The sequence below is a fragment of the Streptosporangium sp. NPDC001681 genome, from assembly GCF_040298085.1.
Taxonomy (GTDB): Bacteria; Actinomycetota; Actinomycetes; order Streptosporangiales; family Streptosporangiaceae; genus Streptosporangium.
In genome coordinates this window covers 108,868-135,178 of the sequence record NZ_JBEOZN010000007.1, presented here as the reverse complement: position 1 = coordinate 135,178, position 26,311 = coordinate 108,868, and the positions used below count along the sequence as shown (strand labels likewise).

The 26,311-nt window shown below is 70.5% G+C and carries 25 protein-coding genes; 15 read left to right on the top strand and 10 right to left on the bottom strand.

Features of this window, described 5'->3' with window-relative positions; genetic code table 11:
- Positions 1–61 precede the first annotated feature (61 nt).
- Complete coding sequence (locus ABT130_RS05175; protein ID WP_350953016.1) at positions 62–829, top strand: bestrophin-like domain; 768 nt, start codon at positions 62–64, stop codon at positions 827–829.
- Between the two features lie 76 nt (positions 830–905).
- Here ABT130_RS05175 and ABT130_RS05170 read toward each other — a convergent pair whose 3' ends face one another.
- Positions 906–1,694: a hypothetical protein gene (locus ABT130_RS05170; protein ID WP_350953014.1), complete on the bottom strand. Its 789-nt coding sequence runs from the start codon at positions 1,692–1,694 to the stop codon at positions 906–908.
- A gap of 198 nt (positions 1,695–1,892) precedes the next feature.
- Here ABT130_RS05170 and ABT130_RS05165 point away from each other — a divergent pair, with 198 nt between their 5' ends.
- The 3 genes from ABT130_RS05165 (at position 1,893) to ABT130_RS05155 (ending at position 4,797) form a co-directional block, all read left to right on the top strand.
- Entirely contained in the window at positions 1,893–2,861 is a 969-nt protein-coding gene (locus tag ABT130_RS05165; RefSeq protein ID WP_350913597.1) for an LLM class F420-dependent oxidoreductase, read from the top strand.
- Positions 2,862–2,864: 3 nt separating this feature from the next.
- A complete protein-coding gene (locus ABT130_RS05160; RefSeq protein WP_350953012.1) occupies positions 2,865–4,280 on the top strand; it encodes an amidase in 1,416 nt (471 codons plus the stop codon).
- A gap of 178 nt (positions 4,281–4,458) precedes the next feature.
- Positions 4,459–4,797, top strand: a complete 339-nt coding sequence (locus ABT130_RS05155) for a YkvA family protein (protein WP_350953010.1) — start codon at positions 4,459–4,461, stop codon at positions 4,795–4,797.
- Here the strand turns inward: ABT130_RS05155 and ABT130_RS05150 are convergent.
- Positions 4,778–5,974 carry an amidohydrolase family protein gene (locus tag ABT130_RS05150; RefSeq protein ID WP_343971677.1) on the bottom strand — a complete coding sequence of 399 codons (1,197 nt, stop codon included), beginning with the start codon at positions 5,972–5,974 and terminating at the stop codon, positions 4,778–4,780. The two genes, ABT130_RS05155 and ABT130_RS05150, sit on opposite strands and share 20 nt — an antisense overlap.
- A gap of 133 nt (positions 5,975–6,107) precedes the next feature.
- Here ABT130_RS05150 and ABT130_RS05145 point away from each other — a divergent pair, with 133 nt between their 5' ends.
- Both ABT130_RS05145 and ABT130_RS05140 read left to right on the top strand, forming a co-directional pair.
- Positions 6,108–6,809 (top strand): hypothetical protein, encoded by a 702-nt coding sequence (locus tag ABT130_RS05145; protein ID WP_350953008.1) that lies wholly within the window; start codon positions 6,108–6,110, stop codon positions 6,807–6,809.
- 21 nt (positions 6,810–6,830) lie between these two features.
- The gene (locus ABT130_RS05140; RefSeq protein ID WP_350953006.1) at positions 6,831–7,529 is read left to right on the top strand and encodes a hypothetical protein; all 699 of its coding nucleotides are present in this window, start codon (positions 6,831–6,833) and stop codon (positions 7,527–7,529) included.
- Between the two features lie 56 nt (positions 7,530–7,585).
- Here ABT130_RS05140 and ABT130_RS05135 read toward each other — a convergent pair whose 3' ends face one another.
- Positions 7,586–8,440, bottom strand: coding sequence for an SURF1 family cytochrome oxidase biogenesis protein (locus tag ABT130_RS05135; protein WP_350953004.1), 855 nt, complete (start codon positions 8,438–8,440; stop codon positions 7,586–7,588).
- A gap of 205 nt (positions 8,441–8,645) precedes the next feature.
- Here ABT130_RS05135 and ABT130_RS05130 point away from each other — a divergent pair, with 205 nt between their 5' ends.
- The gene (locus tag ABT130_RS05130) at positions 8,646–9,299 is read left to right on the top strand and encodes a VC0807 family protein (RefSeq protein WP_350953002.1); all 654 of its coding nucleotides are present in this window, start codon (positions 8,646–8,648) and stop codon (positions 9,297–9,299) included.
- Here the strand turns inward: ABT130_RS05130 and ABT130_RS05125 are convergent.
- The gene (locus ABT130_RS05125; protein ID WP_350953000.1) at positions 9,253–9,771 is read right to left on the bottom strand and encodes a winged helix-turn-helix transcriptional regulator; all 519 of its coding nucleotides are present in this window, start codon (positions 9,769–9,771) and stop codon (positions 9,253–9,255) included. The two genes, ABT130_RS05130 and ABT130_RS05125, sit on opposite strands and share 47 nt — an antisense overlap.
- 88 nt (positions 9,772–9,859) lie before the next feature.
- On the opposite strand from ABT130_RS05125, the gene ABT130_RS05120 reads away from it, so the two are divergent.
- Together ABT130_RS05120 and ABT130_RS05115 are read left to right on the top strand one after the other, a co-directional pair.
- Positions 9,860–10,396 carry a GNAT family N-acetyltransferase gene (locus ABT130_RS05120; protein WP_350952998.1) on the top strand — a complete coding sequence of 179 codons (537 nt, stop codon included), beginning with the start codon at positions 9,860–9,862 and terminating at the stop codon, positions 10,394–10,396.
- 147 nt (positions 10,397–10,543) lie between these two features.
- Positions 10,544–11,140: a TetR/AcrR family transcriptional regulator gene (locus ABT130_RS05115; protein WP_030917031.1), complete on the top strand. Its 597-nt coding sequence runs from the start codon at positions 10,544–10,546 to the stop codon at positions 11,138–11,140.
- A 34-nt stretch (positions 11,141–11,174) separates the two neighbouring features.
- Here the strand turns inward: ABT130_RS05115 and ABT130_RS05110 are convergent, their stop codons facing one another.
- A complete protein-coding gene (locus ABT130_RS05110) occupies positions 11,175–11,486 on the bottom strand; it encodes a hypothetical protein (RefSeq protein WP_350913574.1) in 312 nt (103 codons plus the stop codon).
- 140 nt (positions 11,487–11,626) lie between these two features.
- On the opposite strand from ABT130_RS05110, the gene ABT130_RS05105 reads away from it, so the two are divergent.
- Positions 11,627–13,078 carry a DUF7059 domain-containing protein gene (locus tag ABT130_RS05105; protein WP_350952996.1) on the top strand — a complete coding sequence of 484 codons (1,452 nt, stop codon included), beginning with the start codon at positions 11,627–11,629 and terminating at the stop codon, positions 13,076–13,078.
- Positions 13,079–13,391: 313 nt separating this feature from the next.
- On the opposite strand, the gene ABT130_RS05100 is transcribed toward ABT130_RS05105, so the two are convergent.
- The gene (locus ABT130_RS05100; protein WP_350952994.1) at positions 13,392–16,490 is read right to left on the bottom strand and encodes an AfsR/SARP family transcriptional regulator; all 3,099 of its coding nucleotides are present in this window, start codon (positions 16,488–16,490) and stop codon (positions 13,392–13,394) included.
- Positions 16,491–16,793: 303 nt separating this feature from the next.
- On the opposite strand from ABT130_RS05100, the gene ABT130_RS05095 reads away from it, so the two are divergent.
- Positions 16,794–17,279: a hypothetical protein gene (locus tag ABT130_RS05095; RefSeq protein WP_350913567.1), complete on the top strand. Its 486-nt coding sequence runs from the start codon at positions 16,794–16,796 to the stop codon at positions 17,277–17,279.
- 200 nt (positions 17,280–17,479) lie between these two features.
- Here the strand turns inward: ABT130_RS05095 and ABT130_RS05090 are convergent, their stop codons facing one another.
- Both ABT130_RS05090 and ABT130_RS05085 read right to left on the bottom strand, forming a co-directional pair.
- On the bottom strand, positions 17,480–18,124 hold the full coding sequence (locus ABT130_RS05090) for a GNAT family N-acetyltransferase (protein WP_350952992.1): 645 nt from the start codon (positions 18,122–18,124) through the stop codon (positions 17,480–17,482).
- A gap of 173 nt (positions 18,125–18,297) precedes the next feature.
- The gene (locus tag ABT130_RS05085; protein ID WP_350952990.1) at positions 18,298–19,578 is read right to left on the bottom strand and encodes a pyridoxal phosphate-dependent aminotransferase; all 1,281 of its coding nucleotides are present in this window, start codon (positions 19,576–19,578) and stop codon (positions 18,298–18,300) included.
- Between the two features lie 99 nt (positions 19,579–19,677).
- On the opposite strand from ABT130_RS05085, the gene ABT130_RS05080 reads away from it, so the two are divergent.
- From ABT130_RS05080 to ABT130_RS05070, 3 genes are read left to right on the top strand one after another with little or no spacing between them, the layout of a single operon-like run.
- Positions 19,678–20,613 carry a LysR family transcriptional regulator gene (locus ABT130_RS05080; protein ID WP_350952988.1) on the top strand — a complete coding sequence of 312 codons (936 nt, stop codon included), beginning with the start codon at positions 19,678–19,680 and terminating at the stop codon, positions 20,611–20,613.
- 54 nt (positions 20,614–20,667) lie between these two features.
- Positions 20,668–21,336, top strand: coding sequence for a ribonuclease HII (rnhB, locus tag ABT130_RS05075; RefSeq protein WP_350913557.1), 669 nt, complete (start codon positions 20,668–20,670; stop codon positions 21,334–21,336).
- A 26-nt stretch (positions 21,337–21,362) separates the two neighbouring features.
- Positions 21,363–22,397, top strand: coding sequence for an LLM class flavin-dependent oxidoreductase (locus ABT130_RS05070; protein ID WP_350952986.1), 1,035 nt, complete (start codon positions 21,363–21,365; stop codon positions 22,395–22,397).
- 8 nt (positions 22,398–22,405) lie between these two features.
- Here ABT130_RS05070 and ABT130_RS05065 read toward each other — a convergent pair whose 3' ends face one another.
- Together ABT130_RS05065 and ABT130_RS05060 are read right to left on the bottom strand one after the other, a co-directional pair.
- Positions 22,406–22,792 carry an SCO5389 family protein gene (locus tag ABT130_RS05065; protein WP_343971632.1) on the bottom strand — a complete coding sequence of 129 codons (387 nt, stop codon included), beginning with the start codon at positions 22,790–22,792 and terminating at the stop codon, positions 22,406–22,408.
- A gap of 63 nt (positions 22,793–22,855) precedes the next feature.
- The gene (locus tag ABT130_RS05060) at positions 22,856–23,821 is read right to left on the bottom strand and encodes an ATP-binding protein (protein WP_350913553.1); all 966 of its coding nucleotides are present in this window, start codon (positions 23,819–23,821) and stop codon (positions 22,856–22,858) included.
- Positions 23,822–24,205: 384 nt separating this feature from the next.
- On the opposite strand from ABT130_RS05060, the gene ABT130_RS05055 reads away from it, so the two are divergent.
- Positions 24,206–26,290 carry a DUF7927 domain-containing protein gene (locus ABT130_RS05055; RefSeq protein ID WP_350952984.1) on the top strand — a complete coding sequence of 695 codons (2,085 nt, stop codon included), beginning with the start codon at positions 24,206–24,208 and terminating at the stop codon, positions 26,288–26,290.
- Positions 26,291–26,311: the final 21 nt, after the last annotated feature.

The window sequence follows — 26,311 nt, the reverse complement described above, 5'->3', positions numbered from 1 at the left end:
AATCATCGTGTCGATCTGATTACCCTGAGTGGTTGTTTGACGACGGATTCAAGGGAGTCCCATGGGTTGGGTAGCAGTGCTGGTGGTGCTGTCCGTCGCGATCCTGCTGATCGCGTTCCGCGTGCTGAGGAGGAAGGGGCGGGATGACGACGGGCACGGCTCGTCGTCCATCGACTTCTCCGCCAATCTCGCCCTCGCCGTCTACCTGCTGGTGCTGGCCTACGCCGCGGTCCTGTGCCGGGACGGGCTCTGGGCGACGGAGACCGACGTCCAGGCCGAGGCCGAGAGCCTCACCGAGATGTACTGGTCGGTGGCGCCCATCCCCGAGGCGGCGCCGGTCAGGACCCAGATCCGCCAGTACACCGCGCAGAGCATCGACCTCGACTGGCCGCTCATGGCCGGCAGCGAGATGTCCCCGCTCCCCGGGCAGACCCTCGCCGACATGCGGGCCTCGGTGCTCCGGCTCCAGCCGATCGGCGACGCGAGCAAGAACCTCCAGCAGGACGCGCTCGACCGGATCTCCGAGATCTCCCACGCCCGAACGGTAAGGGGGGACGACGCGAGCACCGGTCTGGAGAGCATCTTCGTGATCTCGATGATCCTCTCCGGGATGCTGGTGATCGCGCTGCCCTGGACGCTCAGGGTGCGGCCCACGTTCTCGTCGATCGTCGCCGATCTGGTCCGGGTGGGCGTGGTCGTCATCGGGGTGTGTTTCATCATCCTGATCAGCCACCCGTTCAGCGGGCCGGGTGCCGTCGGGCCTGACGCGTTCAAGGCCGCGCAGCGGCAGTACGACCAGATCGACGGTCAGTTTCCCGCCCAGCCGTAGTTCGGCGCGTCCGGGATCGGAAAAGCCCGCCGGTGGTTCCCGGCGGGCTTCGTCGTCCGGTCGTGTGCCGTCCGCGCTATCTGCGGCCCCGGTGGTTGAGGGCGGCGACCGCGGTGACCGAGATCACGCCGGTGAACATCACCAGGAGGACGAGCCTCCGGTCGGTGCCCTCGCGCCGCTCGGCGTAGCGGTCCAGCACCAGTCGCTGCCGCAGGAGGGGAGGAACGCTGGGACGCGTCACCGCTACGGGCCGCGGGGGGCGGGTCCGGGGTGGTGTCGGCGTGACAGCGGCCTTGGGAACGTAGGCGGGCGGGCGGGGCCGGGGCGGCGAGGGTGGGGCGGGCGTAGGCGACTCCGGTTCGGGCTCGGGTGTCGGTTCGGGTTTGGGTTCAGGCTTGGGTGTGGACTCTGACTTCGGTTCCGGCTTGACCGGAATGTCGGCCGGGTAGCCCGGTTTCTCCGGCGGTTCCTTCGGATGGTCCGGTTCGGGTTTCACCTCGGCGGGAAACGCGACCGGATCCTCGGGCTCCCAGTCCACCCGGGGAGGTGCTGTCGGGTAGTCGGGCTCGGCCTTCATCTCGGGTGGCGGCATGGCCGGATATCCGGGCTCCCAACTCGCCTGGGGGCCTGCCGTCGAGTGGTCCGTCTCGGGTTCCGGGCGCGCTGAGCGACCGGAGGCCGAGATCGGCCTTCTGACGTGCTGGACGACCTGCGGGGCGGGCGGGCCGGCACCGCCCGCCGTCGAGAGCGCCGAGAGCGCCGAGAGCGAGGGCGGCGCGGCCGGCGCGGGGGCCGCGATACAGGTCGCGAGGACCGCCGCGCCGAGCAGGCCCCGTCGTTTTTTCCTCCACCGATGCGTCGTCACGCAAGGTTTCTAACATCATACGGAAAGTAATGATGGGGTAAGCGGAGAGCCGATATAGATCATTGCATCCAGGGCATACCGTCTGGTTGGTACAGTCAACCTATTGACGACCCCCCAGCCGGGTGCGGCAAGCTACATCAGAATGTCGTTCTAGGGGGAAGGTCCCGGGGCGGCGACCACTGACATGGAGGCGGCACGATGGTTACGGGCCCACGCTGGGGTATGACGGTTCCCTTCTACGACCGCTCACTGGCCGGCTCCAAGGATCTGATCGCCGAACTCCCCGGGCTCGGCTACACCGACGCCTGGTCCGCCGAGGTCAACGGCGTCGACGGCTTCGTGCCCCTGGCGATGGCCGCGGAATGGGCGCCGGGGGTACGGCTCGGCAGCGCGATCGTCCCGGTCTCCACCCGGGGGCCCGGCCTGCTCGCCATGTCCGCCGCGACGCTCGCCGACCTCGCCCCCGATCGCTTCGTCCTGGGCATCGGGGCCTCCTCCCCGGCCATCGTGGAGCGCTGGAACGCCGGAGCGTTCGTCAAACCGTTCGCCAGGACCAGAGACACCCTGCGCTTCCTGCGCAAGGCCCTCGCGGGAGAGAAGGTCACCGAGCGGTACGAGACGTTCGAGGTCAAGGGTTTCAAGCTGGAGCGCGCCCCCAAGATCCCGCCGAAGATCGTGCTCGCCGCGCTCCGCCCCCGCATGCTGCACCTGGCCGCCGGCGAGGCCGACGGCGCGATCACCAACTGGCTCTCGCCGCAGGACGTGCTGAAGGTCAGGGCCGAGGTCGGGCAGGAGACCGAGCTGATCGCCCGGCTGTTCGTGTGCGTCAGCGAGGACGCGGAGAAGGTGCGCGAGCTCGGGCGCTGGATGCTCGCGAGCTATCTGACGGTTCCGGTCTACGCGGCCTTCCACGACTGGCTGGGGCGCGGGGAGGTGCTGCGGCCGATGCACGAGGCATGGGCGGCCGGTGACCGGCAGGCGGCGCTCAAGGCCATCCCCGACGAGGTGGTGGACGAGCTCATCGTGCACGGCGACGCCGCCACGTGCAGGGCCAGGATCAGGGAGTATGTGCGCAACGGTCTGAGCACCCCGGTTCTCGCCCCCATCCCCGGCGGCGAGGTTCCGATCACGCAGGCCGTACGAGATCTGGCCCCCGCCGAGGAGTGACTCTTGCACGACCTGTTGAAGTTGGACGCGATCGGACAGGCGCAGGCCGTATGGAAGGGAGAGGTCTCTCCGAGAGAGCTCGCCGAGGCGGCGATCGCGCGGATCGAGGCGTGTGACGGCGCGATCAACGCGGTGGTCCACCGCAGGTTCGAGCGGGCACTGGAGGAGGCGGACAAGGTCGAGCTCGACGCTCCCTTCGCGGGGGTGCCGACACTGTTGAAGGATCTGGGCTGGGGCATGGCCGGTGAGCCGTACCGCGCGGGATCGCGCACCCTCGACGGGATCTCGGTGGAGCGTGACGGCTACGCGGTGGCCAAGCTGCGCCGGGCGGGGTTCACGATCCTGGGCCGGACCAACACCCCGGAGTTCGGCACCGCGATCACCACCGAGCCGGTGGCGTTCGGCCCGACCCGCAACCCGTACGACCTCCGCTACAGCAGCGGCGGGTCGAGCGGGGGATCCGCGGCGGCGGTGGCGGCGGGCATGGTCGCGGTGGCCACGGCCAGCGACGGCGGCGGATCGATACGGATCCCAGCGAGCATGTGCGGGCTGGTCGGGCTGAAGCCCAGCAGGGGCAGGGTCAGCTCGGGGCCGTCGGCGGGCGAGCCCTGGGCGGGCTTCTCGGCCGCGGGCCTGCTCTGCCGTACGGTCAGGGACAGCGCGGCGACCCTCGACGTGGTCGCGGGGACGATGCCGGGCGATCCGTACGGCGCGTCCGCCTGGCGGCGCCCGCTCGCCGAGGAGGTCGGAGCCGACCCCGGGCGGCTGCGGATCGGTTTCCTCACCGAACATCCGGACGGGACCGTCCCGCCGGAGGCAGACCTGGTGGCCGCGGTCACCGGGGCCGCCGGGCTGCTGGCGGCGCTGGGGCACGACGTCGAGCCGGGGGGACCGTCCGCGCTCGCCGAGGACGGCTTCGCCACGCACTTCGGCACCGTCGTCGCCGCCCACGTGGCCGCCGACCTGGAGGAGATCGGGCGCTGGCGCGGCAGACCCGTGGAGCTGGACGAGTTGGAGACGCGCAACCGGATCCTGGGCGCGGCGGGTCGCGAGCTCGGTGCGGTCGGCTACCTGGCCTCGCGCGACTGGATCGACGGGTTCCGGCGGCGGATGGCCGCCTGGTGGGAATCCCACGACCTGCTGCTCATGCCGTCCCTGGGGGTGGCGCCCTTCCACCTCGGCCGGCTGCCTGCGGACGACGTCAGCCTCTCGCGGGGCCTGACCAACCAGGCGGTGGCGTTCACCTCGCCGATCAACGCCACCGGGCAGCCCGCGATCTCCCTGCCGCTGCACCGCACCGCGGACGGCCTGCCGGTAGGCGTGCAACTGGTCGCCGCGGCAGGACGGGAGGATCTGCTCATCCGGGTGGCCGCCCAGATCGAGGAGGAGCGGCCCTTCCAGCACCCGGCGATGCGCTGACGCGATTTTTTCGGGATATTTGGTGATATCGGGGAACGGATGGACGGGAGCGGCGGCGGGGGTGTGATCGTCCCGGTCGCGGCGGGCGTTCGGGAACCGTATCGGAAAATCACGCGTTATATCGTGAAGTGGTGGGGTAATACGCCACCAGGCGAACGTGCTTCCGAGAGGAATCCCCATGGCGAAGGCGGCGCGCGCGGCACAGGCGTGGAAGACGTACCGGAGTGTGTCGAAGCCGGGCTCGCCCGGTCTCGGCGCTCGCCTGCGCGCCCTCCCCAGGATGATCGGCGCGGTCATGCGCGGGCAGTACCCCGGTATGAGCAAGGGCAAGCTGGCCATGATGGGCCTTGGCGTGCTCTACATCATCTCGCCGTTCGACGTCATCCCCGACTTCCTGGTTCTCGTCGGAGTGGCCGACGACTTCGGCGTCTTCCTGTGGCTGATGAGTTCCCTGCTCGGCGAGGGCGGGCGCTACGTCGACTGGGAGCGTGACCGGGTCAGAGCTGTTCCATCCTGAGCCAGGCGCGAGAGGGCAGTGGGTGGCCGAACAGGCGGGCGGCGTTGCCGTAGGCCACCCGGGCGATGTCGGCGGGCGGCAGGCTGCCCAGGTTCGTCGCGATGGCCTGCTGGGTGTCGGGCCAGGTGGAGTCGGAGTGGGGGTAGCCGCTCTCCAGCAGCACGTGCTCCAGCCCGACGGCGAGCCGCACCCCGGACAGGGCGTGGTCGTTGAGCGTGCCGAAGAAGAAGTTTCTACGCAGGACCTCGCTGGGCTTCAGGCCACCCTCCCAGGAGGCCTCGCCGGCCACCGGGTGGTCGAGCGCGTAGTCGGCCCGCTCGGCGAGCATCGGCAGCCAGCCCACTCCCCCCTCCACGATGAGGATCCGCAGCGCGGGGAAGCGCAGCGGGATGCCCGACCAGAGCCAGTCGGCACAGGCGAACATGGCGCTCGTCGGCATCAGTGTGGTGATCGCCTCGATCGGGGTGTCCGGCGAGGGGACGGGTGCCCAGGAGCCGGCGCCGGCGTTCAGGCAGACGACCGTGCCCGTCTCCTCGCAGGCCTGGAAGAACGGGTCCCAGTGGTCGCTGTGGATGGACGGCAGACGTAGCCGGGTGGGGAACTCGGGGAAGAGCACCGCCTTGAAACCGCGCGCCGCGTTGTCGCGGATCTCCTTGGCGGCGATCTCGGGGTCGGTCAGCCAGGGCAGCTGCAGGGCGATGATCCGCTCCGGATAGGTGCCCGCCCAGACGTCCACGTGCCAGTCGTTCCACGCGCGCAGGATCGCCAGGCCGAGTTCCTGGTCGCGGGTCTTGGCGAAGACCATGCCCGACTGCCCGGCCAGCATGCCGGGGAAGCAGAGCGCGGCCCAGACGCCGGCGCGGTCCATGTCCTCGATCCGGGCCTCGATGTCGTGGCAGCCGGGACGCATGTGCTCGAACCGCACCGGGTCGAGCGTCCACTGCTCGCGGGGCAGACCGGCGCCCACGTCGAGCCCGGCGCAGGGGTAGGTGGCACCGCCGTAGCGCCAGACCTGGTGACCCGAGTCGGTCTCGACCACCTTGGGAGCCAGCTCGGCGTACTTCTCCGGCAGCCGGTCGTCGAACATGTCGGGCGGCTCGATCAGGTGGTCATCGGCCGAAATGATCACATAGTCCCGCCGCCTGGGCTCGGGGTCGGGGAGCAGCGGCGTAGTCACACGGTCAACCGTATGACGCTGGAATAACACTGTTCAAGCCGCAAGGTCTCCGGTTGGTATCTCTGTCTCCCAAGACGTCTCTTACCGGCGTCCTACAGGGCCACCGGCTAGCCTGTCTGGCGGTGGATCTCGCGTGACGGGGGCAGAGATGCGAGTGGTGGTTCCGGCACGGGGCGACATGCCGTACGTCGTGCGCCTGGCACTGCTGTTCGTGCTCGCGATCTCCACGGTGGTCGTCCACCTCAACCAGGCGCCACCCCTGCGGCCCGCCTCGGAGCTCATCTCGGACCTGCGGGCCGGCGGGGTGACCAAGGTCGTCTACGACCGCAACTGGCCCGCCTACGGCACGCTGACGTGGTCGCACGGGCCGCTCTCCTGGAGCCAGGCCCGCTTCGACCAGCCCGACGACGTCTGGGACCCCGAGACCACCCGGCTGGTCCCCGAGGCCCTTGAGCGCCGCCAGGGGGCCTTCCTGGCCCAGGTACGCGCCGTAGCCGACCCCGGCGTGGAGATCGTGCGCACCGAGGGCTTCGGCGGTCTGATGGGCTCGCCCGCTTACGGGCGCTGGTGGGAACCCTTCGGCCCGGTGGCGGTGGCGGCGGAGGTGCTGGCCTGGCTGCTCATGCTGACCCGGCCGAACCCCCGCTACGCCAGCCGCTGGGCCTGGTTCTGGATGTTCCTCACCGGCGGCTCGCTGCTCTACGCCCTGCTGGAGCCCCATCCCCTGTGGCGCGGACCGTACGAGGTGCTGCCCGCACCGGCCAGAATCGACGGCACGCGAGGGTTCGCGATCGCGGTGGCGCTCCTTTTCGGTATGGCGATGGTCAACGCATGACCATGAGGTAGTAAATAAGGTATGGCTCCCGAAGCGGTCGAAGTCCGGCGCGGCTGGCGGCTCCTCGGACTGACCATCCGGACGGTGCTCCTGCTCGTCCTGCTCTTCGGCGTCCTGGTCACCGTGCTGAGCCTCACTCCCCGGCCGGGGACGCGGGCCGAGCTTCGCGCCGCGGCGGCGGCCGACCGCGTCTCCTTCCTCGAGTACGACGAGCAGTCCGGCGCGATCCACCGGGTCCGCTGGGCCCAGGGCCCGCTGATCTGGCGCGAGATCGGCCCGGAGGCGCTCCTGGCGGAACGGCCCGCCTACACGAGGGCGGATCTCGGGGGCGACCTGAGCCGGAGCCGGATCAGGGCGACCGAGCCGGAGGACTCCGACAGATGGGAGCTCGTGCCCCTCTGGGTCAGAAAGGTGCCTGCGTCCGTCGGCGGCGTGTGGGTGCTCGGAGCCTGGGTGCTCGCCTCCCTGATCATGCTCGGTTCGACGCCCAGGCTGGGCAACCGGTGGGCCTGGCTCTGGCTCTTCACCGTCGGGCAGGCCGGCGCGCTGCTGTTCCTGCTCCTCGAACCCCGCCCGCTCTGGTTCGAGGCCGGGCGGCGCCCCGCGCCGCGCGAGCGGCTCGGCGGGGGACGGGGGTTCCTGCTGGCGATCGGGGTGGGCCTGCTCTCCACGGGTCTGGCGTTGGGCGCAGGCACTCTGCTGAACCTCGTCGGCGGCTAGGCTCCGCGGCTTTCCATCGGTCCCGCAGCCGGGTGCCGGTGTTCAGGCGGTCTTCGTCAGGTGCCGGCCCGCTCAGCCGGTGCGGTCCGCTCGGGGGCGTCCGGGAGTTCGGCGGGGTCGCCGGGTTCTGGACCACCGGTCGTGGCCGGCGCGGCGGTGGCCGCGGCCCTGAGGTCGGCGGCCTCCCTGCGGATCAGCAGCGCCCAGCCGCCGATCGCGATCCCGATGAACAGCCACCACTGCACGCCGTACGCCAGGTTGAGCCCGCCTCCCCCGCCGACGTCCGGCGCCGGGACGGGTTCCGGCGCGGTGGTGGCCGCGGGCGACTGCCCGGTCAACTCGACGTACCCGCCGAGAAGCCGGTACGGCAGGCGGCTGCCGATCGCCTCGGTGTTGATCAGCAGGACCTGGCCCGTGGGCAGGCCCGCTCGGTCTCGGATGCCCGAGGTCTCCTCGGTCTCGGTGGGCCGTAGCCTGCCGGTGACAGTTACCTCACCCGAGGGCGGGGCGGGGACCTCGGGGAGGGCGTCGGCCGTGGCACCCGCCTTGACCCAGCCCCGGTTCACCAGCACACCGGTGCCGTTCGGGGAGATCAGCGGAGTCAGCACGTAGAAGCCGACCACCTTGTTCTGGGTGCGGCGCCTGACCAGGAGCTGGGCGTCCGCGTCGTACCTGCCGCCGACCGTGACGGGACGGTATTTGTCCTGCACGGAGACGGTGCCGCCGGGCGAGGTCAGCTCTTCCGCGGAGACGGGGGCGGCGGCGAGGTTGTGGGTGATCTGGTCACTGCTGGTGGATCTTTCCGTGAAACGCCCGAACTGCCACTGGCCCAGCAGCACGAAAGCGGGGATGACCAGCAACACCACCGTGTGCAGAGCCAGCCATCGGGGAGTCAGCAGAAACCGGTACACGCTCTCAAGAGTAGGCACCGGGAGTGCCGCCCCGTCCTTCGAGTGCGCGTTTGGGAGTGGCGGGGGGTGCCTGCGGGCGTAGTAAGGTGCCCGGAACCGCGCGATCGTCGGATGTCATGGAAAAATTCATGGACACTTCGAACATCGCATATGGTCGGCCGAAATATCCCCCGGGACGTTCCATCACCCTCGGAGCCTGCCCCTGATGACTGTGCTCATGCCCGCTCCCACGGCTCCGATCGCACTCCCCCGTCTCGGCGCTCTGCTGCGGCATGCCGCCCCCAGGGTGTTCGAGAGCATGATGCTTCCCGTTCTCGTCTTCTATGTCGCGCTGATCTTCACCAACTCGCACGTCGCGCTCGCGGTGGCGGCGCTCTGGGTCTACGGCGGGGTCGCCTGGCGACTGGTCAGGCGGAGCGAGGCGCCCGGCACGCTCATGCTGGCGGCGGGCACGATCACCGTCAGGGTGGTGCTGACCGTGGCGACGGGCAACCCCATCGTGTTCTTCCTCCAGCCCTGCCTCGGGGTGTTCTGCGTGAGCATGGGTTTCCTGCTCACCGCGCCGTTGCGGCGGCCGCTGATCCGGCGGGTGGTGGCCGATCTCGTGCCGCTGCCCGACCAGGTGACGGAGCACCCGCGGATGCGCCGTTTCTTCGTGTCGCAGTCGGTGCTGTGGGGGTGCGCGCAACTGCTGAACGCGGCGCTGAGCCTGTGGCTGCTGCTCAGCCAGACTCTGGAGACCTACCTTCTGGTGCGCACCTCGGCGGTCGCGGTGCTGCTCGGCGGTGCGGCACTGATCTCGGTGCTCAGCCTCAGGCACTGCCTGCGGGGGCTGGAGACGCGGGAGCTGGAGGGCTGAGGCGCATGCCGGGGCCGGGAAGCGGGGTGACCTCTCTCGGGCCGGACACCTCGTGCCCCTCCGCGCAGCGGAAGTGCTGCTCGATCGGAGCGCCGCAGCCACGGTGGGTGAGGAGTGTCGGCGGCCCCTCGTGGTCGCTGAGATACCTGTCGCCCCACCGCATCAGGGCCACCAGGGTCGGGTAGAGGTCGAGACCCATCTGGGTCAGCCGGTATTCGTCGCGCTGCCGTTGCCCGGGTTCGCGGTAGGGCACCTTGCGCAGCAGCCCCTCCTCCACGAGGCGGGCCAGCCTGGCGCTGAGCACCTGCCTGGGTGCTCCCGTGGCGGCCTGCATGTCGGCGAAGCGCCGTACCCCGCTGAACGCCTCGCGCAGCACCAGGAACGTCCACTTCTCGCCGACGATGCCGAGGGCACGCTCGATGGAACAGTTCTCCGGCCGCAGGGGCAGGTTGCCGGGAGCCGCCTCACTCATGTGCGAATCGTAAGTCGCCATGGCGCCACCTCCAACGCTCATCTAAGTCTACTTGACATACTCAGCTCTCTCGCGAGAATCTGAGTCCATGATGCGAACTCAGCTGGCGTCGCCGTGCCAGGCCTCGGCACCGCCCGTGCCCGTGGACGCCATGCCGGAGGCCGTCGAGATCCGGCCCGCGCGGCCGGATGACGAGGAACGGGTCCGTCGCTTCCTCGGGGGGCTGTCGCCCCGGACGCAGGCACGGCGGTTCTTCACCGGGGTGAGCCGTCCCGGCGCGGGCTTCGTCAGGGCGCTCCTGGCGGTGGACGAACGGTGCGACGCGCTGCTCGCGGTACACGGGGACCTCGTCGTCGGGCACGCGATGAGCTACTGGAGAGAGGGAGAGGTGACCGACGTCGAGATCGCCGTGGTGGTGGGCGACGAGTGGCAGGGAGTGGGGCTCGGCTCCCGGCTCGTCCGTACGCTGATGCGCCGCGCGGCGGCCCGGGGAGCCGGGACGGTGGGGATGGACGTGCTCGGAGACAACCGCACGGTGCTGGCGATGATCCGCAAGATGTGGCCTGAGGCGACCATGCGCGCCTCCTGCGGCACGGTGGAGGTGACCGCGAGAATCCTGCGCTGAGGGGCCCCCGCGCCGGGACGCGGGCATGTGGGCGGGGCTTCCGGGGCGGTGGCGCGGTGTCGCGATCAAGGCGGTATGATCGGCGTGGTCCAAGCTGTTTCCCGCACAGTTTGCGGAATAAGGTTCTGGTGCCGCACCATTGGAGTCGTGAAGACTGCCAAGAACGGACGCGACGGCCGCACCAGGATCGTCGAGGGCGCCCTACGACGATTCAGCCAAGATGGTGTCTCGGCCACCACGCTGGCCAGCCTCCGTGAGGAGAGCGGCGTCAGCGTCGGCAGCTTCTATCACCACTTCGCCAGCAAGGAACATGTCTTCGGCGTCCTGTACGCCGAGACCCTGCGCATGTACCAGGACGCGTTCCTCGCCGAGCTCCATCGCCACGAGGGGGCGAGGGAGGGCATCGAGGCCATCGTCGCGCTGCACATGTCCTGGTGTGGCGAGCATCGCGAGCGCGCCCACCTGCTGATCAGTGAGCGGCCGCCCAGGCGTGAGGAGCCGGGCGGCACCGAGGTGTCGGAGTCGCGCAGGGCGTTCTTCAGAACGGTCTCCGACTGGTGGCGCCCACACATGAAGAACGGGCTGCTCCAGCCCGTCCATCCGACGATGTGCTACGTGCTCTGGCTCGGACCGGCCAACGAGATGTGCCGCCTGTGGTTCGCCGGGGCGCACCAGCCCACCTCCGAGGAGATCGGTGGCCTCTGTGAGGCGGCCTGGCAGAGCCTGCGGCAGCAGGGCTCCTGACCGCCGTCACCGTTCCCGCCCGGCCGGAGCGGGCTCAGCGCGTGCCCGCCAACTGGCGCATCCGCGTCGACACCCGCCAGACGTCCTCGTCGAGCGAGATGTCCAGTCGCAGGTCCTGACGCCGGCGCCGCAGGCCGGGCACGCGCACCCGGTCGGAGACGTCGAACCTGCCGCGCCTGGCGTAGCCGAACCCCAGCTCTCCGGGGAAGACTCGTAACTCATCCTGATTGCCACATCGCGGACAGGTCCAGGCGACCAGATCCTTGCCTCGGCAGTAGTCGTGGCAGGCACGAAAATACTCATCAGGGCGAAAACGGGACTCACAGGCGAAGCAGGGGATCAGCATCACGGATCCTTTGGAACGGATGGTGCAGTTACCAAGAAGTACCGCCTCCCGGTTGAAGTCCGCTTGCAGAATGCTTACCCCGGTGTGTAACAGTCGCATCACTCGGGGCGACCGGACGTGCCCGGTGCGAGGATTGCCCGGTGAACGATCTGCTGGACCGGCTCAGAGAGCTCCTGCTTGACACCGGCTACACCATCGACGGCGTCCGCGAGCGACTCGGTGACGTCGCCGCCACCGCGCTCTCCCGCGAGGAGACGGTACCCGCCCTGCGCGTCACCGGCCAGGGTGACCCGCTCGGCACCCTGATCCGGCTGTGGTGGCTAGGCGCCCCCGTGGAGGCACGAGGGGCGCCGGCGGGCCTCCCGCTGGAGGAACTGGCCGCCGCGGGACTGGTGACCGTCGAGGGCGGGCGGGTCACCTCCACGGTTCACCTGCAGCCCTGGGAGACCGGTGGTTACCTGGTCTCCGACCGCAAGGTCAGGCCGGGCGACCCCGCCCTGCGCCCGGACCACGTCGTCGGCGCGGGGGGAGCCTCGGCGAACCTCGCCCAGCTGGCCTCACATCGCCCGGTCGGGCGTGCGCTGGATCTCGGGACCGGATGCGGGGTCCAGGTGCTCCATCTGAACAGCCGCGCCGAGGAGATAACGGCCACCGACGTCAACCCGCGCGCGCTGGAGCTGGCCCGGTTGAGCTGGGCGCTGTCCGGGATCACCGGGGTCGAGGCGCGGCAGGGTTCCATGTTCGATCCCGTCGAGGGCGAACGCTTCGACCTGGTCGTCTCCAACCCGCCGTTCGTGATCTCCCCGGCCGGCCGGTTCACCTACCGGGAGTCGGGCTTGCCCGCCGACGACTTCTGCCGCGACCTCGTACGGCGGGCGCCGGGCCACCTCGCACCCGGCGGCACCTGCCACCTGCTGGCCAACTGGCTGCACGTCGACGGCGAGGACTGGCGTGACCGGGTGGGCGGCTGGCTCGCCGGGACCGGCTGTGACGGCTGGGTGGTCCAGCGCGACGTGCAGGATCCCGCCGAGTACGTCGAGCTGTGGCTGAGGGACGCCGCCGAGCAGGGCACCCCGCGCTACCGCGAGCTCTACGACGACTGGCTCGGCTGGTTCGATTCCGAGAACGTCACCGGGATCGGCTTCGGCTGGATCACGCTGCACGACTCCGGGAGCCTTGACCCGGTCGTGCGGGTGGAGGAGTACGGCCTGCCGGTGGAGTTGCCGGTCGGCGGATACGTGGACGAGGTGCTCGGCGCGATCACCACGGCGCACCGGCTGACCGACGCCCAGTTGCTGGGCGCCAGACTGGCGGTCGCCGAGGGAGTGCTGGAGGAGCGGAGCGGACCGCCCGGCGCCGAGGACCCGGCGCGGATCGTGCTGAGGCAGACCGGGAGGCTGCGCCGCAGCACGCGGGTCGGGACCGTGGAAGCCGCCCTCGCGGGGGTCTGCGACGGTGACTATCCACTGGCCCCGCTGCTCGACGCGATCGCGGAACTCACCGGCGAGGACCCCGATGACCTGCGGGCCAAGGCCCCCGCCGTGCTCCGTCCGCTGATTGCCGAGGGGTTTTTCCACATATCCACAGGGTGATTCTCCACAGGCTGTGGATATCGCCGCTATTGCCTGTCAATCGGATGTCAACCCCGGTGAGGGAGGCTCTGGGCGTGGGGCACGGACTCGGGGGGTGAAGGGTCCGTGCAAAGTCCGGCCGGCTGCCACAGTGAGGCGGCCGGCCCGCGGGCGACGTACCGGATGACCGGGCCCCCTACACGTCGCCCGGGGCCAGGCGGCCGGCCGGGCTTCCACGCTCATTCCGGACCGCGGACCGACTTCGAGGGGCATGCCAGTGATCAACCACGTTTGGATGACGCGGCTTGACGATGATCTTTACGATGATCTTGGATCAGCTGTCGACCTGGTCGCGCTCCAGCAGAAGGCGCAGATCCTCGGCCTCGGGCGCGCCGAGCCTGCTGAACAGGTCGTGGGCGCGTTCGAGGCAGTCGCGCCCGCGGCCGGTGCTGCCGAGGCCGTTGAGCGCCTTGCCTAGCACCCACAGAGCCTGCGCCTCACCGTACGGGTGGCTGATCTCCCGGCTCACGGTAAGCGCCTGCTCCGCGTGACGGGTCGCGTCCGTGAAGCGGCCCGCGTGGATGAAGGTCTCGGCCAGCCGGGAACAGACCCGCTGCTCCCAGACCCGCTGCCTGCTGGCCCGGAAGAAGGCGAGGCACTCGGCATGGTGGTGGACCGCCTCGTTCAACCGGCCGACCCGCGACAGGACCATCCCCAGGTGGTAGCGGGCCCTGGCGGTGCCGGCGCTGGAGCCCATCTCGATGAACAGGGCCAGCCCCTGCTCGGCGGCGGCGATCGCCTCCTGCGGCTGCTCCAGGAACAGGTGGTCGCGGGCGGAGTAGCTGAGTGTCAGCGCCTCCCCGCCCCGCGCTCCGACCTCCCTGAACGCCTCGCGCGCCGAGCTGAACCAGGCCAGGGCCTCCACGTGGCGGCGTCGGCGCCCGGCCACGACGGCCAACGCGTTCAGTACCTCGCCGACAACGATGCGATCGCCCCTGGCCGACAGCTCCAGGGAGGCACGGAACTCCTCCTCGGCCTCGGCCAGCCGGTTGGTGCCGAACAGCACCCGGCCCAGCACGTAGCGGCAGCGCAGCTCGCTGGAGACGGCACCGAGCCGTCGCGCCACGGCCAGCATCTCCCGCGTCCGGCTCTCGAATTCGCGGCCGTGACTTCCCGACTCCAGCAGCGGCTCCATGGCGAGCAGCAGGTCGGCCCCCGGCAGCAGTGCCTCGGCCTGGTTCGCGCGGGTCACCTGGGCGATCGACGCGAACAGCGACTCCGCCTCCACCGACAGCCAGGCCACAGCCTCGTCGGCGGAGGCGAAGGCGTGGCCGGTACCGGTGACACCCAGCTGGTCGGCGATCGTGCTGCCCTCGTAGGCGAGGCGGTGCGCCGAGCGCGCGGACGCCAGGTAGAAGTCGAGCAGCCGGGCCAGCGCCACCGCGCCCTCCCCGCCGATGGCCACGCTCACCCCGGACCCGCGTCGCTCCCCGCCGTCCTGACCGCCGTCCCCCTCCGCCGTGCTCTCGGCCCGTTCCGCGACCCGGCGGGCGAAGAGCTTGAGCAGGTCGTGGAAGCGGTAACGGCCAGGGGCCGGAGCCTCAAGCAGGCTGGCGTCCACCAGGGACTCCAGGACGTCCTCGGTGTCCATCGCCTCCAGCGCGAGCAGCCCGGAGGCGGCCCCGATCGAGATGTCCGGGCCCCCGGGCAGGGAGAGCAGCCGGAACGCGCGGGCCTGAGCCGGACTGAGCTGGCCGTACCCGAGGGCGAAGGTCGCCTCCACCGCGAGGTCTCCCACGCGCATCTCGTCCAGGCGGCGGCGCTCGTCGGCCAGCCGGGGAACCAGGGAGGCGACGGTCCAGGACGGCCGGGCGGCCAGGCGCGCCGCCACGATTCGCACCGCGAGCGGCAGGAAACCGCAGGCGGCGACCACGTCCATGGCGGCGGCGCGTTCCGCTTCCACCCTCTCGGTGCCGGCGACGGTGCCGAACAGCGCGAGGGCCTCCTCCGGCTCCATGACGTCCAGGTCGATCAGCCGGGCCGAGGCCAGGTCGGCGAGTTTGCCGCGACTGGTCACGATCGCCGCGCACCCGGCCGAACCGGGGAGCAGCTGGCCCACCTGCGCGGCGTCGCGGGCGTTGTCCAGCAGCACGAGCATCCGCCGGTCGGCCAGGAGCGAGCGGAACAGCGCGGAACGCTCGGCCAGGCCGTCGGGGATGGCGTCGGCGGGCAGGCCGAGCCCGCGCAGGAACGCGGCCAGCACGGACTCGGGCGCGGTCGGCTCCACGCCGTAGCCGCGCAGGTCGGCGTAGAGCTGGCCGTCGGGGAACAGGTCGTGCATGGCATGGGCGACATGCACCGCCAGCGCCGTCTTGCCCACGCCGCCGATGCCGGAGATGGCCGCCACGGGCACGCCCTCGGAGCCCTCCTGGGCCGACAGCAGCGTGCGCAGCCGCGCGATGATCTGACGGCGCCCGGTGAAGTCGTTCACGGCGGCGGGAAGCTGCGCGGGGCGCGGCAGTTCCGGGACCACCGGCGTTCCCCGCGTTCCCGACGTTCTCGTCGGCTCCGGCTTCGGGCTCCGATCCGGAGCGGCCGGTGCGGCCTCGGCGGGCGCGAGCCGTGTGGGTCGGTCGGCAGGGGCGAGCGCGAGGGCCGGGGCGTCGGTGAGAATGCGCTGGTGCATGCTCGTCAGGTCGGTGCCGGGCTCGATGCCCAGTTCCTCGATCAGCGTGGCGCGGGTCTCGGCGAAGGCGGCCAGTGCCTCCGCCCTGCGCCCGCAGCGGTAGTAGGCCAGCATCAGCTGGGCGCGGAGTCGCTCGCGCAGCGGATGGTCGGCGGTCAGCGCGATCAGCTCGGACAGCACGTCGGCGTGCCTGCCCAGCTCCAGGTCCAGGTCCATCAGGACTTCCAGCACGCTCATCCGGCGCTCGGTGAGCCGGTCGCGCTGGTGTTCGGCATAGGGGCCGACGGCTCCGGCCAGCGGCTCGCCGGTGCACAGCGCCAGGCTCGCACGCAGGCTCTCCGCGGCTTTCGCCAGGTCGCCCGCGCGGCGCGCGACCTCGGCCTCGGCGACGCCGCGCTCGAAGAGGACCAGGTCAAGGGCGATTCCGTTCAGCCGCAGCGCGTACCCCCTGCCGACGGAGGTGAGCAGCTCGGGGCGGGTGCGCGGGGACCTGTCCGGCTCCAGCACCGCGCGCAGCCGGGAGACGTAGGTGCGCAGGGCGCCGAGCGCGCGGGGCGGGGCGTCGTCCCCCCAGATCGCGTCGATCATCTCGGTCGGCGTCACCGCCCGGTTCTCCCTCAGCAGGAGCATCGCCAGGATGGAACGTTGCAGTGGGGTGCCCAGGTCGAGTTCGGATCCGTCACGCCAGGCCTGGACAGGACCGAGTACGGCGAACCGCAGTCCGTCTCCGCTGCCCTGAACAGCCATTTCTCGAATCTCCGCCCGATGGGAAGTTTTATGGCCAAATGATAGATCCTCCCCTGCTGACTCAGTAAGTAGAGGGTTGTCCGTTCGCCGAGCCGTTGATCGCACGTTAATCGGCTGTTGAGTCATGTCCACAATGCTGTGGCTGTCGGGCATGGCCCCATACGGGGGCGGCCATGCCCGACATGTCGGTGGATTGCAGGTGCGGATAAAGGCGCTGTAAGCGTGATGAAGGCGGGCGAGCCTATCAATGAGCCATGGCTCCTAGAGGAAGTCGGGAGCCGCCCCCTCAAGGAGAGAACCATCATGCGCCGCTCGATCAGCAAACTCCTCGGTCTCGCCGCCGCCACCGCCGTCATCGCGATCGGTGTTCCGGCCCTCGCCTCTCCGGCCTCGGCCGCCACCTCCACCGCCGGCCCGGCCGCCTCCAGCGACTACGACGAGTTCTGGGGCTCCTACTACTCCAAGTACTACGACGACTCCCGCGCCAGCGCCAAGGGTCGCGTCTGGACCGAGGACGACGACAGCGTCCACGTCCAGGGCAGGGTCTACGACAAGTACTCGCCGAGCTGGCTCTGCGGCTACGTCCAGTTCAAGGTCGAGGACCACGAGGGCGAGGAGAGCTACTACTGGGCGCGCAAGTGCGGCTCCCAGGGTTACACCCCCTTCCACTTCGTTCGGGAAGAGGTCGAAAACCTGCAGGTCAGGGTCTGCTACTGGGACAAGCACGACGCCAAGCGGACACTGTGCGGCAAGTGGCGCTACATCTACGAGGTCGACGGCGAGGAGTGATCCCACCTCGTGACCCGCTCGGTGGCGCGGCGTACGAACGCCTCCCATGACCCGCGTACGACATCAGACGGATACCTGGCCCGCCCGGAACCCCGGGCGGGCCTTTTGTTCCATTAAATAGTTAAAGTGAGCTTTGACCGTTATATGGCTTTTGTCGGTTTATTTGATCCTCCTTGCGCTACCCCTTGTCCAGGGGCGCCTCACGCGGCCTCGAACAGGCCCATCCGCGCGCGCAGCCGTTCTCGGACGATCGGCCATTCGTCGCTCAGGATCGAGTAGTACGCGGTATCTCGGACCGTGTCGTCGGCGCCTCGGCTCTCCGCCCGCCGCACACCGTCGAGGTGCGCGCCGAGGGCTTCGATGGCGGCCCGGGATCGTACGTTCCGTATGTCGGCCTTGAGGGTTATGCGGTGGACCTGCCAGGTCTCGAAGGCGAGGGAGAGCATCAGGTACTTGCTCTCGCGGTTGGCACCGGTCCCCTGCGCGGAGGCGGAGAGCCAGGTGTAACCGATGTCCGCCACGGACGGGACATCGCCCACCGCCCCACGAGTGCCCGGAGGCCAGGGCATGGGGCCCTGCCAGTACTCCAGGTTCATGAGACGGGTGGCACCGACCACGCGGTCGGTGTGAAGCCACCGGATGGCGAAGGGCATCGTGCGGCCCTCCGCCTGCTCAGCCAGAGCGGCCTCCACGTAGGAGACCATCTCGTCCCGGCCATTGGGGACGCGAGTGAAGCCGTAGGTAGAACGGTCTTCACTCGCCGCGGCGACGAGGTCGTCGACGACCGCGAGGCTGAGCGGTTCCAGGCGCAAGAGGCGCCCGGACAGGGTGACAGAAGCGGGCATGAGCACATAATGAGGGCTCTTTCCCCTGCCTGATGCCAAACGACACGAGACATCTTGGCGAGCATCGTGAGAAGCACCGCCCCCAGGGCGCTCCGCGGTAAGAAAGACCAGGCCAGAGGCGCTAAATCCACCCTTGGAACGCGCGTCGCCGACGCGGGGGCCGCGATGCGATCTCACCCCGTCGCGGGGGCCGCGGCGAGCGGGGCGCGTACCTGCGGGCGGGGTGGCCGCCGGGTGGCGCGCAGGCCGGCCAATGCCTCGCTCAACTGGTCCAGCGAGGCCGAGATCCAGGGCAGTTCCAGGGGGTCGGGAGCACCGAGCGCGGCCAGCCGACGCCGCGTCGTCTCGCCGTACAGGAGGCTGGTCGCCACCCGCGCCCGCAGGGCCGCCGGGTCGTCGCCGAAGACGTGGCCGGGGAGCACCCCGACGCCGTGCCGGTCGAGCAGATACGCCGACAGGTCGGCGGAGGACGCGAAGTCCAGCCCGGTGAAGTCGGGATAGAGGTAGAAGCCGCCCTGCGGCGCGGCCACCCTTACGCCCGCGCGGACGAGGCGCTCGTGCACCGCCCGCACCACCGTGCCGTGCAACCTGCGGCTCTCGCCGATCCGCTCGACGAGCTCCGGCGGCTCGGTGTACGCGTACGCCGCCGCCTGCTGGACGGGTGCGGCCGGGCTGGACCAGATCTCGCTCGCGACCGCCAGCAGCCGGTCACGCAGTCCCGCGGACGGGAGCCGGGCCACCCCGATCCGCCAGCCGCCCAGGGCCAGGCTCTTGCTGAGCCCGCTGGTGATCACGGTCCGCTCGGGGGCCACGTCGGCGGGGCTGAGAAAGCCGGTGGCCGGGGAGTGGACCAGGTCGCGGTAGATCTCGTCGGAAATGATCGTGAGGTCGAGCTCGCGGGCGACCTCGGCGATCCGCCGGATCGTGGGCGCCCCGGCCAGCGTGCCGCTGGGGTTGTCGGGCAGTGTGACCAGCAGCGAACGCACGTCGCGTCCCTGGGCGCGGGCGTTCGTGACCGCCGCCGCCACGCGCTCGGGGTCGGGCACCCCACCCTCGCCATCGGGCGTGGGAACGAGCAGGGACCGAGCCCCGACCAGGTCGGCCTGGGCGGCGTAGCTGACCCAGCTCGGCATCGGCAGCACGATGTCGCCGCCGATCGCCAGCAGCAGGCCGTACAGCAGGGGCTTGCTCCCGGGGCCGCAGACCACCAGTTCCGGGTCGGTGGGCAGACCCCGCCGCGACCAGTAGCCGGAGGCCGCCTCGCGCAGCACCGGCGCGCCGGCGACAGGTCCGTACCCGTTGTGCCCGGACGCCGCGGCCAGCCGCTCGCGCAGAGCCGGATGAACGGGCAACCCCGCCTCTCCGAAGGCCAGGTGCAGCACGCGCTCCCCGGCGAGCCGTCTTCGCTCGATGTCCTCGTTGGCCGCCAGGGTGGCGGAAAGGGTGACGTTCATCGTGAGGTTCCCTCCCTCGTTGCGGAACGTTCCCAACCCTGATGAGGTAGGGGCGTAAGGACAAGCTTCGGTTCTCGCGGGTGGGCATAAGGAAAGCTGATGCTTGATTTGCGGAGACTCGCGCTGATCTGCGAATTCGCCCGCCGGGGCAGCATCGCCGCCACCGCGGCATCCCTGGGTTACAGCCCCTCGGCGGTCTCCCAGCAACTGGCCGCGCTGGAGCGCCAGGCCGGGACCGCGCTGATCGACAGAACCGCCAGGAGCGCGGAGCTGACCGACGCGGGGCGCCGCCTGGTCGAGCACGCCGAGCGCATCCTGGCCATGGTGGAGAGCGCCGAGTCCGACCTGTCGGCCCAGGCCGTCACCCCGGCGGGACGGGTCACCGTGACCGCCTTCCCCACCGCCGCGGTGGCCTTCGCGCCCGCGCTGACCAGGACGCTCCGCCGGCACGGCGAGATCACCCTGCGGATGGGGCAGGGGCGCTCGGGGCGCGGGATGCGCGAGGTGCAGTCGGGCGAGGTGGACATCGCCCTGATCGACGACTGGTACGGCGGCATACGCGAACCGGACACCATGCGGGTCTTCCCGCTGCTGCGCGATCCGCTGGTGCTCGTGGTGCCGCGCACGCACCGGCTCGCCTCCCCCGACGTCCCCGTCGACCTGCGCGAGCTGAGGGAGGAGCCCTGGATGGCCACTCCGGACGGCGAGCCCTCCCGGCTGGCGGTGGACCGGCTGATGGCCGACGTCGGTGGCCACCGGCCGGTGCCCTGGGAGTTCGAGGGACTGAGCACGATCATCGGTCTGGTCGCCAAGGGCATCGGCATCGCGGCCGTTCCCGCCCTGGCGCTGGCCGCGGGGGTCCGGGGCATCGTCGTCCGCCGGCTGCCCGGCCCGCCGGTCTGCCGGACCGTCCACGCCGTCGCCCGATCCTCCAGCGTTCACCGCCCTGCCGTCTCCGTCACCCTCAGGGCCGTTCACGTCGCCGCCAGGCTCCTCGCCGCCGACCTGGAGGCGGTCGAGCCCGTGCCCAGATGACGCCCTCGGGTACACCGGGAGGCGGTCGCGCTCCCCTGCCGGTAACGTCGGCGCATGCCTCCCTCCTACGCGCTCGAGCGATTGCTGAACGACGGCGGTGCCAAGCTGGTCGCCGGGGTGGACGAGGTCGGGCGCGGAGCCTGGGCGGGCCCGGTGGCGGTCTGCGCCGTGGTCACCGACCTGTCGGAACCGCCCGCCGGTCTCACCGATTCCAAACTGCTCACCCCCGCCCGCCGCGCCGCCATGGTCTCCGAGATCACCGCCTGGGCGGCCGGTATCGGGTACGGCGAGGCGTCCCACGAGGAGATCGACGCGCTCGGGATGACCGAGGCCCTGCGCCGGGCGGCCAGGAGGGCGCTGGCCGGGCTTCCCGTCCGGCCCGACGTGGTCGTGCTGGACGGCAAGCACGACTATCTGGGCGCGCCCTGGCCGGTCCGGTGCGAGGTCAAGGGCGACCTGTCCTGTGTCTCCGTGGCCGCGGCCTCCGTGATCGCAAAGGTCCGCAGGGACACCTACATGGCCTCGCTGGGCTTCTCCGAGTACGGGTTCGCCGAGAACGCGGGTTACCCCTCCCCGGTCCACCAGGCGGCCCTGGCCGAGCTCGGCCCGACGGAGCACCACCGTCTGTCCTGGTCGTACCTGGACGATCTGCCCCGCTGGCGTCACCTCAAGAGGCACCGCAACCCACTGGCCGGTGAGGGCCAGCTCGACCTCTTCGGCTAGCGGCGGACATCGGACATCATCGAAGAGTGCGAATCGGAGTCTTCCTGGTCGCGGCGGGATTTCCCGGCCGGCAACCGGGAGAGGTGCTGCGCGACACCGTGGACGCGGTCGTGGCCGCGGAGGAGGCGGGATTCGATGACGCGTGGATCGCCGAGCACCACTTCATGTCGTACGGCGTCTGCCCGTCGGCGGCGACGCTGGCCGGTGTGGCGCTGGGGCGCACCGCCAGGATCAGGGTCGGGACGGCGGTGAGCGTCCTGTCCACCCGGCATCCGGTGGATCTGGCCGAGCAGGCGGCGATCCTCGACCAGGTCTCCGGGGGCCGGTTCGCCCTGGGGGTGGGCAGGGGCGGGCCGTGGGTGGACCTGGAGGTGTTCGGCACGGGCCTGGCGAGGTTCGAGCGCGGCTTCCGCGAGTCGCTCGACCTGCTGTGCGAGGCGCTCTCGCGTGACACGCTCTCCGCGAGCGGGGAGTTCTTCAACTTCAGGCAGGTGCCGATGGTGCCGGCGGTCCGGATCAGGCCGATCGTCGCGTGTACCTCTCCCGCGACCGTGCTGATCGCAGCCGAGCGCGGGCTGCCGATGCTGCTCGGCATGCATGTCGGGGATCGGGAGAAGGCTGCCATGATCCGCGACTACGGTGCGCTGGCGGTGGGCCCGCTGTCACCGCCCGGTCATGTCGCGGCGGCCGTGGGCTATGTGGCCGATACGACGGATCAGGCCGTGCGGGAGATGCGGGAGGCCATGCCGCGCTGGCTGGAGCCGGGTCTCGCGGGATACGTACCGGTGGACGGGCGGGCGCGGCCGGCGCGCGACGTCGGGGAGTACGTGGACTTCCTCTGCGGGACGCATCCGGTCGGCTCGCCTGATCTCTGCGTGGCGAGGATCGAGCGGACCGCCGAGGTCACCGGTCTGCGGCACCTGATCCTCATGGTGGAGGGTGCGGGCGAGGGCGCCCGCACCCTTGAGAACATCAGGCGGTTGGGAGCCGAGGTGCTGCCCAGGCTCTCCGGCCGTGCCCGCCGGGTGCGGCGGGCACGGGGAAGGAAGGCCTCGGAGTGAGGCCGCCGTCAGCAGTCGACGAGCTCGGGCGTCTGGTTGAGGATCTGAGACCTGGCGGTGATGAACTCCGCGTGGGCCCCGGTGGCGGCCGGGTCGAAGACCGCGACCCGGTGGCAGTTCTGGAAGGCCAGCCGCACCCCGAAGTGCCGCTCCAGGGCGCCACGCATGGCGTCGCTGGCGAGCGCGCGCAGGAGCTGGCCGCGGGCGGCCTCGTCCGGTGGCGGCACGGTGTTGTCGGCGAATTCGGCACCGGTATGTTCACGCTGTTTGACCAGGTCGCTGATCAGCGACCAGGCGTAGGGCAGTGAGTCTCTGACGCAGGTGACAAAAGCCGCGTCGTCCACCTCACCGGTCCTGGCCTGGTCGAGAAGATCGTTCGAAACGGTCAGCGACATACTGCGTTCTCCTCTCGGAAGGGGATCAATCAGACACTAGGTCGGGCGTGGTGATCGCTCCATCTAGCGGGAGAGCGACACTCGCGTGGGCCCGAAGACGAAGTCGGGGTCGATCTGAGCCGCCAGGTCCTCGCCCGTGGCCCTGTTGGCCCAGGCCTCGGCATTGCGGAGGTGGAACCGCACGGCCTGGCGGCCGAAGCGGTCCCAGTCCTTCTCCTGGGCGTCGAGATGGTCGAGGAGCGTGCCCAGAGCCCGGGAGTTGGCCACCTCAAGGTCGGAGAGGGTGAAGGGGCGGCCCTGCTCCATCGCGCGGATCGCCGCGGAGTGCTCCAGGCAGACGAGCAGGTCGTCGCCGACCTGCTCACGCAGGAACGACACGTCCCCGGGGCCGTGGATCTTGTTGCCCACCACCGCGATCGGCACGCCGTAGTCGGCGGCGTAGTCACGGTACTGCCGGTAGACGCTCACCCCCTGGCGGGTCGGCTCGGCCACCAGGAAGGTCATGTCGAAGCGGGTGAACAACCCCGAGGCGAATGAGTCGGCCCCGGCAGTCATGTCGACCACGACGTACTCACCCGCGCCGTCGAGCAGATGGTTGAGATACAGCTCCACGGCGCCGACCTTGGAGTGGTAGCACGCCACTCCCAGGTCATCCTCGCTGAACGGCCCGGTGACCATCAGCAGGGGCCCCTCGGGTGCGGCGGCGGCGAATCCGCCGTGGATCGGGTCGTTCCGCTCGTCAAGGCGGAGCAGTCGCGAGCCGCGCCCCGGCGGGGTGGTCTTGACCATCGCTGAGGCCGAGGAGATGCGGGGGTTGTCACCTCGCAGGTACTCCTTGATCTCGGTCAGGTGCGAGCCCATCGGTCTTGGCAGCGCGCCATCGGCCACTCCCAGCGCCATGCCCAGGTGCTGGTTGATGTCGGCGTCGACGGCCACGACGGGACCGCCCCGGCTCGCTGTGTATCTCGAGAACAGCGCCGACAGAGTCGTCTTGCCGCTGCCGCCCTTGCCGACGAATGCCACCCTCACGACGACGATCCAATCTGATTATGAAAATCATTGCAACTCTTGCGGGGGACCATCATGCCACGGCGGGCGAGGGTGCGTGACGTGTATCACCGGGCGAGTTGGGAGGGTGTCCGCGCTGCGAACACGGATGAAAGTGGTCTCTCATGACAAGTACGGATGTGGGGTCTGAGGGAAAACACCTGCCATGTCATGACCGGTGCTGAAGATCCGCCGTTACCGCTTCGCTCCCTCCTGTACGGACTCGGCGACGGCCTTGGGTACGGGTAGGGCAGATGTTTGCCGTCGACTCCGGTGAGACCCCGGCCGCCCGGGTATCCCACCCCGAGTCGGTTGATCTTGAGCCCCCCGGCGGGATCGTGGACAAGGGGTCAGCAAGGGGCTTTGGTGATAGGTACCGATACCCGGTCACGTCGCGTTTCCGAGCGGCGAGCCGACGGATTCGCCGCGTGGGGGGTCGCGCTCGCGATGCTCGCGACGCCGTTGGTCGTGTCCGCCCCGCCCCGGAACGGGACGGAGGCGCCGCCGTCCCACCCGGCCATCGTGACGTCTCCGCATCGATCGGAGGCCGGCGAGAGAGCCCTGTCCGCTCCGGTGGAGGTGGAGGAGGCGGGGGCCGAGATCACCAAGACGGTTTCGCCTGTTCGTGCCAAGTCCGGTGGGGGGTCCTTGTCCGCTCCGGTGGAGGTGGAGGTGGAGGAGGCGGGGGTCGGGGCCACCAAGACGGTTTCGCCTGTTCGTGCCAAGTCCGGTGGGGGGTCCTTGTCCGCTCCGGTGGAGGTGGAGGTGGAGGAGGCGGGGGTCGGGGCCACCAAGACGGTTTCGCCTGTTCGTGCCAAGTCCGGTGGGGGGTCCTTGTCCGCTCCGGTGGAGGTGGAGGTGGAGGAGGCGGGGGTCGAGATCACCAAGACGGCCTCGCCCGTCCTCGCCAGGCCCGGGCAGAAGATCACCTACACCGTCGAACTGCGCAACACCGGTGACGACGACCGGCCGGACTTCACCTTCACCGACGACCTGTCGGGCGTGCTCGACGACGCGGACTTCGACCACGACGAGTCGGCCACCTCGGGCACGGTCTCCTTCGCCGAGTCCAGGGTGACCTGGTCGGGGGACGTGTCCGCCGGCCAGACGGTGACGGTCAGCTACGGAGTCACGGTGAACGACCCTCCGGCGGGGGACCTGCGGCTCTCCGGCGAACTGGTCGGTGGCGAGGGCTCCAACTGCGAGGCCGGTTCCACCGATCCCGCCTGCGGCAACCTCGACGCGCCCGGCCTGCCGCTGCTGTACGTCCTCATGACCGCGGATCGGGAGACGGTCGATCCCGGCGAGGTGGTCGCGTACACGGTCACCGTCGGCAATGTCGGCACCGCCGCCTATCAGGGGGCCGCGCTCACCGGGGAACTCTCCCGGGTGCTCGACGACGCGATCTACAACGGCGACGCGCGGGCCACGGATGGAACCGTCTCGTACGGTGCGTCGAAGCTGGCCTGGACCGGCGACATCCCGGCGGGCGAGACGGTCACGATCACCTACAGCGTGACCGTGAACACCCCCGACACCGGGGACCGGGTGCTGGACAGCGCCGTTCAGGCTCGCGGGGGCGGGACGAACTGCCCCGGCCCGGCGCCGGGACCGGCCAGGCTCGGTGAGCCCGTTCCCGGGGCGAGCCTCGGCTGTGCGCAGCGGGTCGCGGTGGAGGGTGTGACGATCAGCAGGACGCTCATGCCGGAGGAGCCCGAGGCGGGTGACACCGTGACCTACACGATCACGGTCACCAACCCGGGGCGGATCGCGTACCCCGGAGCCCGCCTCACGGACGATCTGTCGGGGGTGCTCGACGACGCGGTGTTCGGTGATGTGGAGGCCTCCTCGGGCACTGTCAGCTACGCCGAGCCGGTGCTCGACTGGCGGGGTGACATTCCGGCGGAGTCCGCGGTGACGATCACCTACCGTGTCACGGTGGGCGACCCTCCCTCAGGCGACTCCATGCTGCGCGACGAGGTGGTGGGCGTGAAGCCCGAGTCCAACTGCTCCGCGGGGTCGACCGATCCCGACTGCGGGACGGAGCCGGTGAGGATGGCCCCGGCGCCGACGCCGGCGTCGGAGGCCGGCCCCGGTCCGGAACCGGGGGCCGTCACCGATCATGTACCGGAGCCGGCGACGGTCCCCGGCCGGGAACCGGTGTCGCCGCCCGTTTCCGATCTGGTGCCGATCCCCTCGCCCGTCCGGACCTCGTCACCCGCCCGGATCCCTTCGCCCGCGCGGGTGCCTGAGCCGTCTTCCGCGCCGTCGTACGGGCCGGCCTGGGAACGGCCCCTGCCGATCCCCTGTCCCGTCGGCGGGCCCTGCGCGGGACCGGGCCGTCCCGCCCTGCCGTTCACGGGCCTGCCGCTCGGACCGGTCCTGGCGGGGTTCCTGCTCCTCGGCCTCGGCCTGGCTCCGCGGTTGTGTCGCCGGCGCGGGACGCCCTGATGCTTCCGTTCCTCAACGGAG

Coding starts and splice junctions, on each gene's coding strand:
- ABT130_RS05175 (WP_350953016.1), top strand. CDS start 62: ATGGGTTGGGTAGCAGTGCTGGTGGTGCTGTCCGTCGCGATCCTGCTG.
- ABT130_RS05165 (WP_350913597.1), top strand. CDS start 1,893: ATGGTTACGGGCCCACGCTGGGGTATGACGGTTCCCTTCTACGACCGC.
- ABT130_RS05155 (WP_350953010.1), top strand. CDS start 4,459: ATGGCGAAGGCGGCGCGCGCGGCACAGGCGTGGAAGACGTACCGGAGT.
- ABT130_RS05140 (WP_350953006.1), top strand. CDS start 6,831: ATGGCTCCCGAAGCGGTCGAAGTCCGGCGCGGCTGGCGGCTCCTCGGA.
- ABT130_RS05130 (WP_350953002.1), top strand. CDS start 8,646: ATGACTGTGCTCATGCCCGCTCCCACGGCTCCGATCGCACTCCCCCGT.
- ABT130_RS05125 (WP_350953000.1), bottom strand. CDS start 9,771: ATGAGTGAGGCGGCTCCCGGCAACCTGCCCCTGCGGCCGGAGAACTGT.
- ABT130_RS05120 (WP_350952998.1), top strand. CDS start 9,860: ATGATGCGAACTCAGCTGGCGTCGCCGTGCCAGGCCTCGGCACCGCCC.
- ABT130_RS05110 (WP_350913574.1), bottom strand. CDS start 11,486: ATGCTGATCCCCTGCTTCGCCTGTGAGTCCCGTTTTCGCCCTGATGAG.
- ABT130_RS05100 (WP_350952994.1), bottom strand. CDS start 16,490: ATGGCTGTTCAGGGCAGCGGAGACGGACTGCGGTTCGCCGTACTCGGT.
- ABT130_RS05095 (WP_350913567.1), top strand. CDS start 16,794: ATGCGCCGCTCGATCAGCAAACTCCTCGGTCTCGCCGCCGCCACCGCC.
- ABT130_RS05090 (WP_350952992.1), bottom strand. CDS start 18,124: ATGCCCGCTTCTGTCACCCTGTCCGGGCGCCTCTTGCGCCTGGAACCG.
- ABT130_RS05085 (WP_350952990.1), bottom strand. CDS start 19,578: ATGAACGTCACCCTTTCCGCCACCCTGGCGGCCAACGAGGACATCGAG.
- ABT130_RS05080 (WP_350952988.1), top strand. CDS start 19,678: ATGCTTGATTTGCGGAGACTCGCGCTGATCTGCGAATTCGCCCGCCGG.
- rnhB (WP_350913557.1), top strand. CDS start 20,668: ATGCCTCCCTCCTACGCGCTCGAGCGATTGCTGAACGACGGCGGTGCC.
- ABT130_RS05065 (WP_343971632.1), bottom strand. CDS start 22,792: ATGTCGCTGACCGTTTCGAACGATCTTCTCGACCAGGCCAGGACCGGT.